The organism is Bacillus sp. AFS001701, assembly GCF_002559405.1.
Lineage (GTDB): Bacteria > Bacillota > Bacilli > Bacillales > Bacillaceae_G > Gottfriedia.
This window is the reverse complement of sequence record NZ_NTZO01000037.1, coordinates 1-13723: the sequence shown is the minus strand read 5'-3', so window position 1 is coordinate 13723 and position 13723 is coordinate 1. Positions and strand designations below refer to the sequence as shown.

At 32.6% G+C, this 13723-nt stretch carries 12 protein-coding genes; 4 read left to right on the top strand and 8 right to left on the bottom strand.

The genetic code is table 11. From position 1 onward, the window contains the following. A partial coding sequence (locus tag CN514_RS03810) for a MarR family winged helix-turn-helix transcriptional regulator (RefSeq protein WP_098231455.1) occupies window positions 1–357 on the top strand: 357 nt, incomplete at its 5' end. 40 nt (window positions 358–397) lie between these two features. Here CN514_RS03810 and CN514_RS03805 read toward each other — a convergent pair. The 5 genes from CN514_RS03805 to CN514_RS03785 form a co-directional block, all read right to left on the bottom strand. Continuing rightward, window positions 398–1444, bottom strand: coding sequence for a polyamine ABC transporter substrate-binding protein (locus CN514_RS03805; protein ID WP_098231454.1), 1047 nt, complete (start codon window positions 1442–1444; stop codon window positions 398–400). Between the two features lie 116 nt (window positions 1445–1560). After that, window positions 1561–2367: an ABC transporter permease gene (locus tag CN514_RS03800; protein ID WP_098231453.1), complete on the bottom strand. Its 807-nt coding sequence runs from the start codon at window positions 2365–2367 to the stop codon at window positions 1561–1563. Further along, window positions 2368–3219 (bottom strand): ABC transporter permease, encoded by an 852-nt coding sequence (locus tag CN514_RS03795; protein ID WP_353652052.1) that lies wholly within the window; start codon window positions 3217–3219, stop codon window positions 2368–2370. It abuts the gene before it with no gap. After that, window positions 3216–4190, bottom strand: a complete 975-nt coding sequence (locus tag CN514_RS03790; RefSeq protein WP_098231452.1) for an ABC transporter ATP-binding protein — start codon at window positions 4188–4190, stop codon at window positions 3216–3218. The genes CN514_RS03795 and CN514_RS03790 overlap by 4 nt, the downstream gene beginning before the upstream one ends. 115 nt (window positions 4191–4305) lie before the next feature. Beyond that, window positions 4306–5694: an aldehyde dehydrogenase gene (locus CN514_RS03785; protein WP_286141561.1), complete on the bottom strand. Its 1389-nt coding sequence runs from the start codon at window positions 5692–5694 to the stop codon at window positions 4306–4308. 329 nt (window positions 5695–6023) lie between these two features. On the opposite strand from CN514_RS03785, the gene CN514_RS03780 reads away from it, so the two are divergent. Together CN514_RS03780 and CN514_RS03775 are read left to right on the top strand one after the other, a co-directional pair. Next, window positions 6024–6644 carry a DUF47 domain-containing protein gene (locus CN514_RS03780; RefSeq protein WP_098231451.1) on the top strand — a complete coding sequence of 207 codons (621 nt, stop codon included), beginning with the start codon at window positions 6024–6026 and terminating at the stop codon, window positions 6642–6644. A gap of 11 nt (window positions 6645–6655) precedes the next feature. Continuing rightward, window positions 6656–7666, top strand: coding sequence for an inorganic phosphate transporter (locus tag CN514_RS03775; protein ID WP_098231450.1), 1011 nt, complete (start codon window positions 6656–6658; stop codon window positions 7664–7666). A 41-nt stretch (window positions 7667–7707) separates the two neighbouring features. Here the strand turns inward: CN514_RS03775 and CN514_RS03770 are convergent, their stop codons facing one another. Continuing rightward, a complete protein-coding gene (locus CN514_RS03770; protein ID WP_098231449.1) occupies window positions 7708–8913 on the bottom strand; it encodes a D-alanyl-D-alanine carboxypeptidase family protein in 1206 nt (401 codons plus the stop codon). Window positions 8914–9109: 196 nt separating this feature from the next. Next, window positions 9110–9781: a DNA alkylation repair protein gene (locus CN514_RS03765; RefSeq protein WP_098231448.1), complete on the bottom strand. Its 672-nt coding sequence runs from the start codon at window positions 9779–9781 to the stop codon at window positions 9110–9112. A 193-nt stretch (window positions 9782–9974) separates the two neighbouring features. Between CN514_RS03765 and CN514_RS03760 the strand changes: the two genes are divergently transcribed. Continuing rightward, a complete protein-coding gene (locus tag CN514_RS03760) occupies window positions 9975–11186 on the top strand; it encodes an MFS transporter (RefSeq protein WP_098231447.1) in 1212 nt (403 codons plus the stop codon). Window positions 11187–11490: 304 nt separating this feature from the next. Here CN514_RS03760 and katG read toward each other — a convergent pair whose 3' ends face one another. Then, window positions 11491–13674, bottom strand: coding sequence for a catalase/peroxidase HPI (katG, locus tag CN514_RS03755; RefSeq protein ID WP_098231446.1), 2184 nt, complete (start codon window positions 13672–13674; stop codon window positions 11491–11493). Window positions 13675–13723 lie beyond the last annotated feature (49 nt).

Here is a 13723-nt window from a genome sequence, read left to right as displayed (position 1 = left end):
TGGCAAAAAACTGATGAGGAAGTAAAAAACTCCTTAACTCCACCAAAATATTTGCTTTTATATTTAATATATAAAAATCAAAAACTTACTGCTTCTGAACTTGGAAGACAAATTGGACTATCTTCAGGTTCTATTACAACAGCTGTGAATAAATTGGTTAATAATCATTTAATTTCTCGAAAAAGAGATAGCCGTGATCGAAGAGTTACATGGCTTGAATTAACTGATGAAGGAAAACGTTTAATTGAAGAAAACTTCAATTTCCGTCAGGAATTGTGGCTAAATTTATTCGAAAATCTTTCACATAGTGAAAGGGATCAATTTCGATTTTTATTAAACAAATTAATCTCAAACTAAAAAGGTTACCTCTAGGAGATAACCTTTTTAGTTTGGAATATTATTTGCCAGTTTTTAATTCCGTCCAATACTTATCATATAATTCTGTTTGGTCCCCAACGTCTTTAATCCAGTTGGTTGCATCAGTTTGTTCTTTTGTTACATTAATAAACGGATTTTGTTTATACTCTGCCGAATGATATGATCCTGATTTACTATTTGGATCCGCATAACCAATCGCCTCATAATTTTGTGCACTTACTTTTGGGTCATATAGATAGTTAATAAACTTTTCAGCTAGATCTTTTTGTTTTGCATCTTTTGGTATTGCTAAAGTATCTGCCCATCTTGATGATCCTTCTTTTGGTACAACCCATTTAATATCTTTAAGCTCTTTTTGAATATAAGCAGCATCTCCGGACCATACTTGACCAATCCATGCATCTTCTGTAATAAATTTTTGTTTCACCGTATCTGTGTCGAATGCTAATAAATTAGGTGTTAATGTTTTTAAATTGTTATAAGCTTTTAGCAATTCGTCTTCATTTGTTGAGCTATTTGAATAACCATTTTTAATTAATCCCATTCCAAATACTTCTCTATTGTCATCAAGTAAAGTTACATGACCTTTGTATTTTGGGTTCCATAGATCATCCCAGCTATCTATATCTTCTTTTACATATTTTGGATTATAGGCAATCCCCGTTATTCCCCCAGTATAAACAACAGAATAGTCACCTTTTGGATCAAACTCTTGATTTGTATATTCTGGTGAAATATTATTTAAATTTGGCATTTTACTTTTATCCAATTTAGCCAACATATTTTGATGAATCATTAGTTTTACCATATAATCTGAAGGTTGAATTACATCATAATTCGAACCACCAGCTTTTAGTTTTGCATACAACTCTTCATTACTTGCAAAAACTTGATAATTAATTTTAACATCATATTTCTTTTCAAATGATTCTAAAACCTTCTCGTCAAAATTATCTGCCCAGCTATAAATATTTAATTCTTTTTTTCCAACTGAACAGGCAGATAAAAGTAAACTTACTAAGCCTAAAGAAACCATTATTGTAGCAGTTTTTTTAAATATACTCATAATGCCTACTGACTACCTCCTTAAAATTTGGCACATAAATCCAGTTTGCCTTAGTTGAATTCTAATCAAAAGATTCGTTTTTAAGTGGAACTGACTAATAAAGAGTACTAGCACTCTTAAACGATATAAGATTTTCTCTCTGATTTTTCTTGATTATTAATACCTTTGGTACGATAAACTTCAGAAATTACCATTAAGAAAATAATTGTAACAATTAAAATCGTAGAAATTGCATTTATTTCAGGAGTTACACCTTTTTTAACCATTCCATAAATATAAATTGGCAATGTAGTTGAACCTGGTCCTGAAACAAAAAAGCTAATGACAAAATCATCAATACTTAATGTAAAACATAAAAGTGCAGAAGCAATAATTCCAGGCATAAGCGCTGGTAAAGTTACAAATCTAAATGTCTGCCATGGTGTAGCACCAAGATCACTTGCAGCATCTTCTAAATCAGATGACATTCCTGAAAGTCTAGCTGCTAAAAGAATAATGACATATGAAATACAAAAAGTGACATGGGCAATAATAATTGTGATACTACCTAATTCAATATGGAAATTAGTAAATAATATTAGTAATGAAAGTCCCATTAAAATATCTGGAACGACAATTGGTAAGTAAACTAGCCCACTAATAAGATTTGAAAATTTATATTTATGCTTATGTAAGGCAAGTGCACAAATAGTACCAAGAATTGTTGAAAGGATTGTCGTAACAATTGCAATAAATAAACTATTCATAAAGGCATCAATAACTTGCGGGTTATGAAATAAATTTAAGTACCAATCAAACGTAAATCCAGTCCAGTGTGCATTAATCTTTGATTTATTAAATGAAAATAAGATTAATATCAAGATTGGTAAATATAAACAAATTAAGATAATTGTTGAAAATCCAATAAGTATAGGTTTTTTCATTTATTTTTCACCTCTACTTTTATCAGCACCAATATTTTTTGTAGCTAAATAGTAAAGTCCTATTAAACCGATTGAAGTAATGACTAAGAATATTGAAAGTGCGGAACCAAATGGCCAGTTTCTTGCTGCTAAAAATTGATTTTGAATGACATTTCCGATTAAAGCAACTTTTGATCCACCCATAACATCAGAAACGACAAACATTCCAAATGAAGCAACAAAAACTAAAATACTACCTGCAAAAATCCCCTTCATCGTTAATGGAAGAGTTACATAAATAAAGGTTTGAAATGGAGTAGCTCCTAAATCATTAGCAGCGTCCAACTTTCGGTTATCCAATTGCTCAATGGCAACAAAGATCGGTAACACCATAAATGGTAATAATGTATAGACCATTCCCATTATGACTGATGGTGTATTATAAAGTAGTTGTAATGGTTCTTTTATAATCCCAAGCTGGATTAATAATGTGTTAATAATCCCTTTTGAACGAAGAATAACAATTAATGCATATGATCTCACTAAGAAATTTATCCAAAATGGAATTGTGATTAATAATAGTAAAATCCTCTGCCATTTTTCATTTACAACTGTAGCCGTATATGCATAAGGATATCCAATCAAAAGAGTTATTATTGTAGTTACTAAAGCAATCCAAAAAGTTGTCCATAAAACTTTTAAATAAAGTGGGTCAAAAACTTTTACAATATTTTCTAATGTAAATGTTTTTTCAATTTCTCCGTACATACCATTTTTCATAAGTGCAAAACCAAAAATTAATAATAAAGGTACTAGAAAAAAAACTAATAGCCAGATAATCGTAGGTGCAATTATGTATTTTTCATTTCTCAATACATAATCACCTCATCTTCCGACTTCCAACTAATCTCAACTTTATCATTTCTATTAAAACTTGTTTGATCTGGCATTTGATAGACAATAATCGTTTGTTCATGTTTATGTAAATCAATAAAAATTTTATTTAGAGTCCCAACAAATTCTACATCCCTTATTATGCCTGAATAAGGATTATTCTCATTTGTTGCATGAGAAACTTTAATATTTTCTGGTCTAACTGCAATTTCTTTCACACCTTTATCAAAGAAATTATTTTCACCAATGAATGTAGCAACAAATTTGCTTGCTGGATTTTGATAAATTTCTTTTGGTGTGCCGATTTGTTCGATTTTCCCATTATTCATAACGACGATTCGATCACTCATGCTCATCGCTTCTTCTTGATCATGGGTTACATAGATAAAAGTAATTCCTAGTTCGCGTTGAAGATTTTTCAGTTCCCTTTGTAAATCTTTACGAAGCTTAAAATCAAGTGCTCCTAGTGGTTCATCTAATAATAAGACTTTTGGATTGTTCACTATTGCACGAGCGATTGCAACCCTTTGCTGTTGTCCACCTGATAACTGACTAGGTTTACGATTTCTAAATTCAGTTAATTGGGTTAATCTCATCGCTTCGTCAGCTCGGACCTTTTGCTCTTCTAACGAAATACCTTTCATTTTTAATCCAAATTGAATATTTCTTTCAACATTCATATGAGGAAATAATGCATAGTGTTGGAATACTAAGTTCATATCCCTTTTATATGGAGGTAAACTATTAATTGCTTCTCCATTTAGTTTGATCACACCTGACGATGGTTCTTCAAAACCAGCAATCATTCTTAATAAAGTCGTTTTCCCACAACCACTTGGTCCTAAGATTGTTAAGAATTCTCCAGAATAAATTTCTAATGAAAGTGGAGAAATCACATTATTTTCACTAAAATTTTTCCCGACTTGTTCAATTTCAATTATATTTTTCATTTTCGCGTCCCATCTATATTAATATTTTTATTATTATGTAAAAATGTATAAATTATTTTCAACATATAAAAAGCCCCTTTTTCAAGGAGCTAAGAAACTAAGTTACAATTAACCTTTATTTTAACAATTTACGAATAAACCGTAAAGCGTTTTTTGTTGTATGATATCTTATTTTCAAGTCAATTTTAGTAGTTTGCAATAGGACACTTTTATCATGTGTAAAAGCAGCAAAACTGTACTCCCCATGATAATTTCCTGAACCACTTTCTCCTACCCCACCAAAAGGTAAATTCGGATTCGCCATATGATAAAGAGTGTCGTTTACACATCCACCACCAAATGGAACTCTCTCAATAACTTTATTAGCGATCTGTTTACTTTCTGTAAAGACGTATAGTGCTAATGGCTTAGGATGTTGATTAATTTCATTGATTACTTCATCTATATTTTCATAGGAAAGAATTGGTAAAATGGGACCGAATATTTCTTCAGACATAATTGGTGAATCCCAAGATAGATCAGAAATCACAGTCGGTTCTATTTTATGAGATGATTGATCAAATTCCCCACCATGTAGGATTTCACCATTATTCAAAAATCCAACTAAACGGTTAAAATGGCGATCACTGATGATCTTTGTATAATCATTATTTAACAAAGGCTTATCACTATAGAATTGAACAATTTCATTCTTTAATGCATCAATAAAATCCTTTTTTACTGATTTGTGGACATAAATATAATCTGGAGCTATACATGTCTGTCCTGCATTTGTAAATTTCCCCCAAACAATTCTTTTTGCAGCTAGTTGGATCTTCGAATCGTTGTGTACAATTGTTGGGCTTTTCCCACCTAATTCAAGTATTAATGGCGTTAAATTTTTACTTGCTGCTTCCATTACAATTTTTCCAACTTGGACACTGCCAGTAAAAAAGATAAAATCAAATTTTTGTTGTAATAATATCGTGCTCTCTTCAATTCCACCATTAACTACCGCAATATATTCTTTATCAAAATTCTCATTAATTATTTTATTAATAATGATAGATGTATTTGGCGTTAATTCTGATGGTTTAATAATAGCAGTATTTCCACCAATTATTGCACCAATTAATGGAGCCATCGTTAATTGAAAAGGATAATTCCAAGGCGAGATAATTAATGTTACTCCATACGGTTCTCTGTAAATATATCCTTTTGTCCCAATATGCGTAATCGGAGTTTTAACTTTTTTAGGTTTCATCCATTTTTTAATCTGTTTGATTGCTTCGGATATTTCTTTTAAAGTAAATCCAATTTCAGTCATATAGGCTTCAAAATCTGACTTATTTAAATCCTTTTTTAAGGCTATTTTTATTTCTTCTTCGTTCTCTACTATTGATTTATATAATTTTTCTAATTGTTCAATTCTAAAATTTGAAGTTTTAGTTGATCCAGACTGAAAAAATGCTTTTTGCCTAGTTACTAATTGTGTTATTTCAGATGCTTTATATGTACTTTCCAAAATTATCACATCCTTTTTAAGTCCAATAGTTTAAACGTATAATCTAATGCTAATTTAAAATCTCACATAAAGTCAATATTTCTGTGAATACTATTATTAATATTAACTAGTGTAGGAATCGAAATATTAACTTTGTTAAGGGAATGTAAAGATATTGTAAATTTGTAAATTAATTAAACGTTTTTAATTGATTAATTTCAAAAACCAATTATTATTATTAACGTGACCTTTACTTTTTTCGACATTTTTACATAGTTTCTGACATTTTAAAATTAACTGACAAATGTGAAGGTGATAATAAATTATATGTTTTAGTTGGAGGAATCATAATGTTTTTTGGACAAAAAAAGGATGTATTCTTTGAAAAGCTTTTAGGTATTGCTGAGAACTTGCACGTATCATCAAGGTATTACGTTGATTTTAAAATAAAAAATGCAAGCGACTTAAAAAAGTTTCAAGAAGAAATGAAAGAATATGAAACAAAAGGTGATAAGTTTATTCACTCTTTAATCGTTGAATTAAACAAAACTTTTATTACTCCAATTGAGCGAGAAGATATTTTACAACTTGCAATGAAAATGGATGATGTATTAGATGGATTTGAACATTGTTCAGCACGATTTGAAATGTATTCAATCACTTCTGCTGATGAATATATGGTTAAATTCGTTGATATTCTTCAAAAAGCTGTTGAAGAAATTTTACTTGCAGTTAAATTACTTTCAAATAAAAAATTATTAGAAATCCGTGTTCATGCAATTAAAATTAAGGATTACGAGTCTCAGTGTGATGAGCTATTACGTACATCAATTAAACAATTATTTATGAATGAAAAAGATCCAATTAAAATTATTCAGTATAAAGAAATCTATGAAAATCTAGAATCTGTAGCTGATAGTGCGCAGGATGTAGCAAACACACTTGAGCAAATTATCATGCGAAATGCGTAAGGAGTCATAAAATGGAGCATTTATTTTTACTTACGATTTTAATCGTGATTTTTGCATTTTTGTTTGACTTTATTAATGGATTTCATGATACTGCAAATGCAATTGCAACGTCAGTTTCAACCAAAGCATTGAAACCTCGTACTGCTATTTTATTAGCTGCAATAATGAATTTCATTGGTGCGATTACATTTACAGGTGTTGCAAAAACGATTACAACTGGTATCGTTGATCCGATTACGATTGAAGGTTCAAATGGACTAGTTGTCGTAATTGCGGCTTTATTAGGCGGTATATTTTGGAACTTATTAACTTGGTATTTTGGTATTCCAAGTAGTTCTTCTCATGCAATCATAGGTGCAATTGCTGGTGCTGCTGTCTCTGCAAAAGGATTTAGCGTTTTAGAGGCGGATGGTTTTATTAAAATTATCGAAGCTTTATTAATTTCTCCAGTTATTGCAATTACGCTTGGTTTTATCGTTATGACAATTTTAGCAGCTATTTTCCGTCGTTCTAACCTATCGAAAACTAATAAAGGCTTTAGATTAGTCCAAATTTTCACTGCTTCTTTACAGTCATTTACTCACGGTACAAATGATGCACAAAAAGCAATGGGAATTATCATGATCGCTTTAATTGCCGCAAAAATTGAACCAGCAGGTGCTGATGTTCCTTTATGGGTACGTATCGGTTGTGCTATGGCAATGGCTATTGGTACATCAGTTGGTGGATGGAAAATTATTAAAACTGTTGGTGGAAAAATCATGAAAATCCGCCCGATAAATGGTGCAGCAGCTGACTTATCATCAGCAGCTATTATTTTCACATTTACTGCTTTACATTTACCAGTAAGTACAACTCACGTAATTTCTTCTTCTATTATGGGGGTAGGTTCTGCTCAACGTGTTAAAGACGTAAACTGGGGTACTGCTCAACGTATGGTAATAACATGGATTATTACAATTCCAATTTCAGCAACAGTGGCTGCAATTTTCTATCAAATTTTAAAACTAATCTTACTATAATGAAAAAAGGTGAAACGTAAAAAATACGATTCGCCTTTTTTTTACATATATTCTCTTTTCCTTTTTGGTTTTGTAATAAAATATATTAACACCAAAAGTAAAATTACCGAGCCTGCAATGATAAATGTATTCATAGAAAGGATTGTCGGTCGGTCATATGATTTAGCAGCTAATAACTCAGTACTGAAAAGTTCTTCGCTATTCGTCCATACTTCAACTCTACCCAGTTTTTGATTTTTTGAAATTCCATTTTCCTTGTATGACTTATCTATAGCATTTAAAGGTTTTATTTTAATATCGTAATTTGCATTCGAGCCTAGTGCAGTTAAAAAGGATAAATCGTTTGGTATCTTTGTTTGAATTAGATCCTTTCTAATTTTTAATTCTCTCTGCCAATCACCTTGTTTTATAAGCGTTTTTTTATGAATTCTTGAAAATGCATAAGAATCTAATAACTTAATATCCTGTAGATATTGGGGTTTTGATGAGCGTAATAAAATATTAATAATCATTTGGCCGTCTTTTTTATCTATTTCAATTAAAGTATTCCTAGCAGAATCAGTATATCCAGTTTTCCCTGCATAAAAGTAAGGATTTTTAAACATTTTTCCACGATTAAAAATATATACGTTCTTTTGCTTAGATGTACTAATACGAGCATCTTTTGTACCCATTGCTTTAATAATTAATGGGTATTTTAAAGCTTCTTTTGTAATTAAAGCTAAATCATGTGCGGTTGTATAATGATTTACATTGTGAAGACCATTAGGATTCATGAAATTTGTGTGATTTGCGCCAATCTTTTTAGCTTTTTCATTCATCATTTTTACAAAGTTGTCCATATTTCCGCCAACTCGTTCACCTATAGCATATGCTAAATCATTCGCGCTTAAAATCATCATTGTTTTTACTGCTGTATTTCGATCTAAAACTTCTCCTTGAGAAAAAAGAATTTGGGAATTACTTTTTTCTTCTTGGATGCTCCTTTTTGTCATTTGGATTTTATCATTCTCTTTTAAATGATCCATCATAACCATTGCGGTCATTATTTTAGTTGTGCTAGCTGGGAAATCAACTTTATTTGCGTTCTTACTATAAATTACTTCCCCACTATCAGCCAAAATTGAAATGGCCTTATCACTAAATAGACTTATTTCGTCTGCGTGTACAGTTTTTTGAATAAAGAAGCTACTAATTAAGCTTATACTAAGACATAATTTCATCATATTATTAAAAGTAGATTTCATGAACACTAAATCTCCTTTGAACTTTTTTCATTTAGTTATTTTGTACATAACTCAAATTTAAATAACACGACTTGATTGAAAAAACAATAATGCACCTATTATAACCTTTTCATATTAATGTCTCAACTTACTTAAATTAATAGTATTTTTCATATAAAATAGAATATATCGGTTATTTCCCGGAAAATCGACAAATCTATTCCTTTAATTTATCAATATATTTTAATCCCTCCCTTTTGCTTAAAGGTGATAAATTTGTTTGATTAATAAATAATTCAACCTCTTTAGGATTGATATACGAATACTCTCTCAATGCCCAACCTATTGCTTTTTGAATGAAAAATTCTTTGCTTTCTTTGAGTAGATGGCAATAATGAAATAAACGTTCCTGATCCGTTTTCTCCTTAAACTTCATTTGAAATAATATCGCTACTCTATTCAGCCACATATTATCTGAAGAGACCCACCTATTAGTGTACTCATCAATTAATTCTGGATAGATTAAAAAATGATAACTAATTAATCGTCCGGCAATTGTATCAACGGTATCCCACCAAGATTTTTCGACTACTAGTTGTTCATATAATTTAATCCGTTCGAGATCTGCTTTTTTATACTGGCGATCTAAACATGTTAATGCAATATATTGAAATTCTCTTTCTTCTAGGCTCCAAATATCGATTATTGATTCTAAATTTGGTGGTTCACCATTACTCATTCGAAACTGTCTAAACAGTGCATTTCTTTCTGGTGCTTTAATTCCTAAAAATGTAAATCTATTTTTCATATAAGCTTCCATTGCGGGCCGATTTTCATTATTTATATGATTTTTAAAAAATCTCATTAACTCTGTTGAATAGTTGTCCATTCTACACTCCCTTCTGATTATTAATTATCATCTTTAAAAATTTACTTAGCATAGCAATTTATTAAATGCAATTTAAATCTTTTCTTCTATTATAAATGAGTAGAAAGTTTAATGAAAAGTGTGTAAGGCAATATTGTGTAAATTTTCCGAAGATTAGTTTATGATAGATAGGTCAATAAGAAAGGAGGATATTATGCAACCAGCAGTTAATACAAAGGTTATTAATCAGTCAACAATGTATCAAATTTTATTTGCAATCAGTTTAGGCCATTTATTAAATGATTCAATGCAAGCAGTTGTACCAGCCATATTTCCAATTTTAGAAAAGACAATGAATTTAACTTATACAGAAATTGGATTCATAGCCTTTGCGCTAAATATGACTTCCTCTGTAATGCAACCCGTTTTTGGGATTTTTTCCGATCGAAAGCCTTCACCATTTCTCCTACCGATTGGAATGGCATCCAGTTTATTGGGAATGCTTTGCCTAGCATTTGCACCTAATTTATTTATTGTATTATTATCGGTTCTATTAATTGGTATAGGTTCTGCCATCTTCCACCCAGAAGGCTCAAAAGTAGCCTTTTTAGCGTCTGGATCAAAAAGAGGACTCTCACAAGCTATCTACCAGGTAGGCGGAAATACAGGGAACTCACTTGCACCAATCTTTACAGCGCTAATTTTCGTACCACTAGGACAAAAAGGTGCTGCATGGTTTACAATCTTAGCTGCTATAGGAATATGTGTATTAATTTACGTATCTACATGGTACCGAAATAAACTGAAAGAAAATCCGTTTAAATTAAAAAGTAAAGGTCAGCCTTCAGGTGAACAAATCAAAATTACATCAGCAGTAAAATTTGCTATTATATTGCTAGTATTTATTACATTTGCACGTTCGTGGTACTCTGCAGGCATAGGTAATTATTATCAGTTTTACTTAATTAAAAGTTATGGTTTATCAATTAAAAGCACACAGTTATATTTATTTATCTTTATGGTTGCAGGCGTAATTGGTACTTTTATAGGTGGAACGCTTGCTGATCGTTTCGGAAAACGGAATATGATTTTATTCTCATTAGTTGGTACATTTCCATTAGCCTTATTATTACCTCATATCTCTTTGCTTGCAGTTATTCCTATATTATTTTTAATTGGGATCATTAGTTCAAGTTCCTTTAGTGTAATTGTTGTTTACGCTCAAGAACTCGTTCCTGGTAAAGTTGGTTTAGTAAGTGGATTAATAGTTGGTTTAGCATTTGGAATGGGTGCTTTAGGAGCAGTACTGTTAGGTGTCATTGCCGATGCAACTAGCCTTAATTTCGTAATGAATTTATGTAGCTTCCTACCACTATTAGGTTTAGTAGCTTTTATGCTGCCAAATGATCGAAAAAAATCAGCTTAAATAGGAATGTATTTTTCAATAAGCTCTATAACTTAATTTACAACCCAAAACGGCTGTCTATATGACGGCCTTTTATTTGTAGACAATATACAAAAACTTAAGTTTACAGAGTGATAAACAAGCAATAATTTCATTCTTTTTTTAAACAACATTTACATTTTATTTCATTTCCACTATGGATACTCTCGACTTAACTTGGGATTGCTCCATTAAATCTGCTATGCATACCGAGAAAAATCCTCCCTGTTTAATCAGGAAGGATATTAATTTACCTCATATTATTTAACTTCTATTGTATATTTCTTCATCTAAGGTCGAAGCGATCTGCATTCATGACCTTAACCCATGCAGCTATAAAGTCACGCACAAACTTCTCTTTGTTATCGTCTTGAGCATACACTTCTACTATTGCACGTAGCACTGAATTTGAACCAAACACTAGGTCAACACTAGTTGCTGTACGTACTTTCTCACCGGACTTGCGATCACGGCCTTCAAATACGTCTCCGTCTACAGGTGTCCACGCAATTCCCATGTCTAGCAAGTTAACAAAGAAATCATTAGTAAGTGTACCAACTCGGTCAGTAAATACTCCGTGTTGTGTGCCATTATAGTTTGTACCGAGTACGCGCATACCGCCTATAAGTGCAGTCATTTCTGGGGCAGTTAGGCCTAACAATTGTGCCTTATCTACTAATAGCTCTGCTGAATTTACACTATACTGTTTCTTTTGATAGTTTCGGAAACCATCAGCTATAGGCTCTAGCACTGCAAAGCTTTCTATATCTGTTTGCTTTTGTATCGCATCGCCACGTCCTGGAGTAAAAGGAACTTTTACATCAAAACCTGCATCTTGTGCAGCTTTTTCTACTGCGGCACTACCACCAAGTACAATCAAGTCAGCCATACTGACTTTCTTGTGCAGATGGTTTTGAACGCTCTCTAATACATTCAGTACCTTTGCAAGTTGGTCAGGCTGATTTACTTCCCAATCCTTCTGTGGATTTAGTCGAATTCGAGCTCCATTTGCACCGCCACGCATATCTGAGCCACGGAAAGTACTTGCTGAAGCCCAAGCTGTATTTACTAACTCGCTAATAGTAAGTTCTGTATCTAGGATCATTAATTTGATTTTTTCAACTTCTGCATCATTTATTTCATATTCTGAGGCAGGGATAGGATCTTGCCAAATTAGAACTTCTTCAGGGACTTCTGGACCTAAATATCTTGAACGAGGCCCCATATCTCTGTGCGTTAGTTTAAACCACGCACGTGCAAATGCATCAGCAAAATCTTCTGGATTTTCATGGAAACGACGGGATATCTTTTCGTATTCAGGGTCAAAACGCAATGCCATATCAGCAGTAGTCATCATGGTAGGAACACGAACGGTTGGATCTTCTGCATCTGGAGCAAGATCCTTTTCTTCAGGATTTACAGCAAGCCACTGAAACGCACCTGCTGGACTCTTAGTAAGCCACCATTGATATTTAAACAATAAGTCAAAGTAACCATTATCCCATTTTGTTGGGTTCGCAGTCCACGCACCTTCAATACCACTAGTAATAGTGTCTCGACCTTTACCAGTACCATGTGTGCTTAGCCAGCCTAATCCTTGAGAATGAATCGGAGCTGCTTCTGGTTCTAGACCAACATGGGCAGCATCTCCTGCGCCGTGAGCTTTACCAAAGGTATGTCCTCCAGCAATTAGTGCAACTGTTTCTTCATCATTCATTCCCATACGAGCAAAGGTTTCGCGTATGTCACGACCACTTGCTACAGGATCTGGATTACCATTTGGTCCTTCTGGGTTAACATAGATAAGACCCATCTGAACTGCAGCCAGTGGATTCTCAAGGTCACGATCACCAGTGTAACGCTTATCCCCTAGCCATTCCGTTTCATTACCCCAGTAGACGTCTTCTTCTGGATGCCAAACGTCTTCGCGACCTCCTCCAAAACCAAATGTTTTACCGCCCATTGATTCAATAGCAACATTACCTGTTAGTATAAATAAATCAGCCCAAGAAATTTTATTACCATACTTTTGCTTAATCGGCCAAAGCAGTCGACGGGCTTTATCAAGATTACCGTTGTCAGGCCAACTATTAAGTGGAGCAAAACGCTGTGTACCAGTTCCTCCTCCACCACGGCCATCCCCTGTACGATATGTACCTGCTGAGTGCCATGCCATACGTATAAAGAATGGACCATAATGTCCATAATCAGCAGGCCACCAATCTTGACTGTTTGTCATTAGATTGTGAAGATCCTGTTTAAGCGCTTGATAGTCTAACTTTTTAAATGCTTCTGCATAATTAAATTCTTCATCCATAGGGTTAGATTTTCTATCATTCTGATGTAGAATGTTCAAATTTAACTGGTTTGGCCACCAGTCTTTATTTACTGTACCAGCTGATTTCGGAGTAGTAGTGCTACCATGATTAAACGGGCACTTTGCAATGTTAGAATTGTCATTCATTTCCATACTTTTTTCCTCCTTAAAAGTAAATAAATACCCAAATAATTATGTATCT

Bases quoted from the DNA above. Each gene is read 5' to 3' on its own strand.
- CN514_RS03805 (WP_098231454.1), bottom strand. From the start codon at position 1,444: ATGAGTATATTTAAAAAAACTGCTACAATAATGGTTTCTTTAGGCTTA.
- CN514_RS03790 (WP_098231452.1), bottom strand. From the start codon at position 4,190: ATGAAAAATATAATTGAAATTGAACAAGTCGGGAAAAATTTTAGTGAA.
- CN514_RS03770 (WP_098231449.1), bottom strand. From the start codon at position 8,913: ATGAAATCTACTTTTAATAATATGATGAAATTATGTCTTAGTATAAGC.
- katG (WP_098231446.1), bottom strand. From the start codon at position 13,674: ATGGAAATGAATGACAATTCTAACATTGCAAAGTGCCCGTTTAATCAT.
- CN514_RS03765 (WP_098231448.1), bottom strand. From the start codon at position 9,781: ATGGACAACTATTCAACAGAGTTAATGAGATTTTTTAAAAATCATATA.
- CN514_RS03780 (WP_098231451.1), top strand. From the start codon at position 6,024: ATGTTTTTTGGACAAAAAAAGGATGTATTCTTTGAAAAGCTTTTAGGT.
- CN514_RS03775 (WP_098231450.1), top strand. From the start codon at position 6,656: ATGGAGCATTTATTTTTACTTACGATTTTAATCGTGATTTTTGCATTT.
- CN514_RS03800 (WP_098231453.1), bottom strand. From the start codon at position 2,367: ATGAAAAAACCTATACTTATTGGATTTTCAACAATTATCTTAATTTGT.
- CN514_RS03760 (WP_098231447.1), top strand. From the start codon at position 9,975: ATGCAACCAGCAGTTAATACAAAGGTTATTAATCAGTCAACAATGTAT.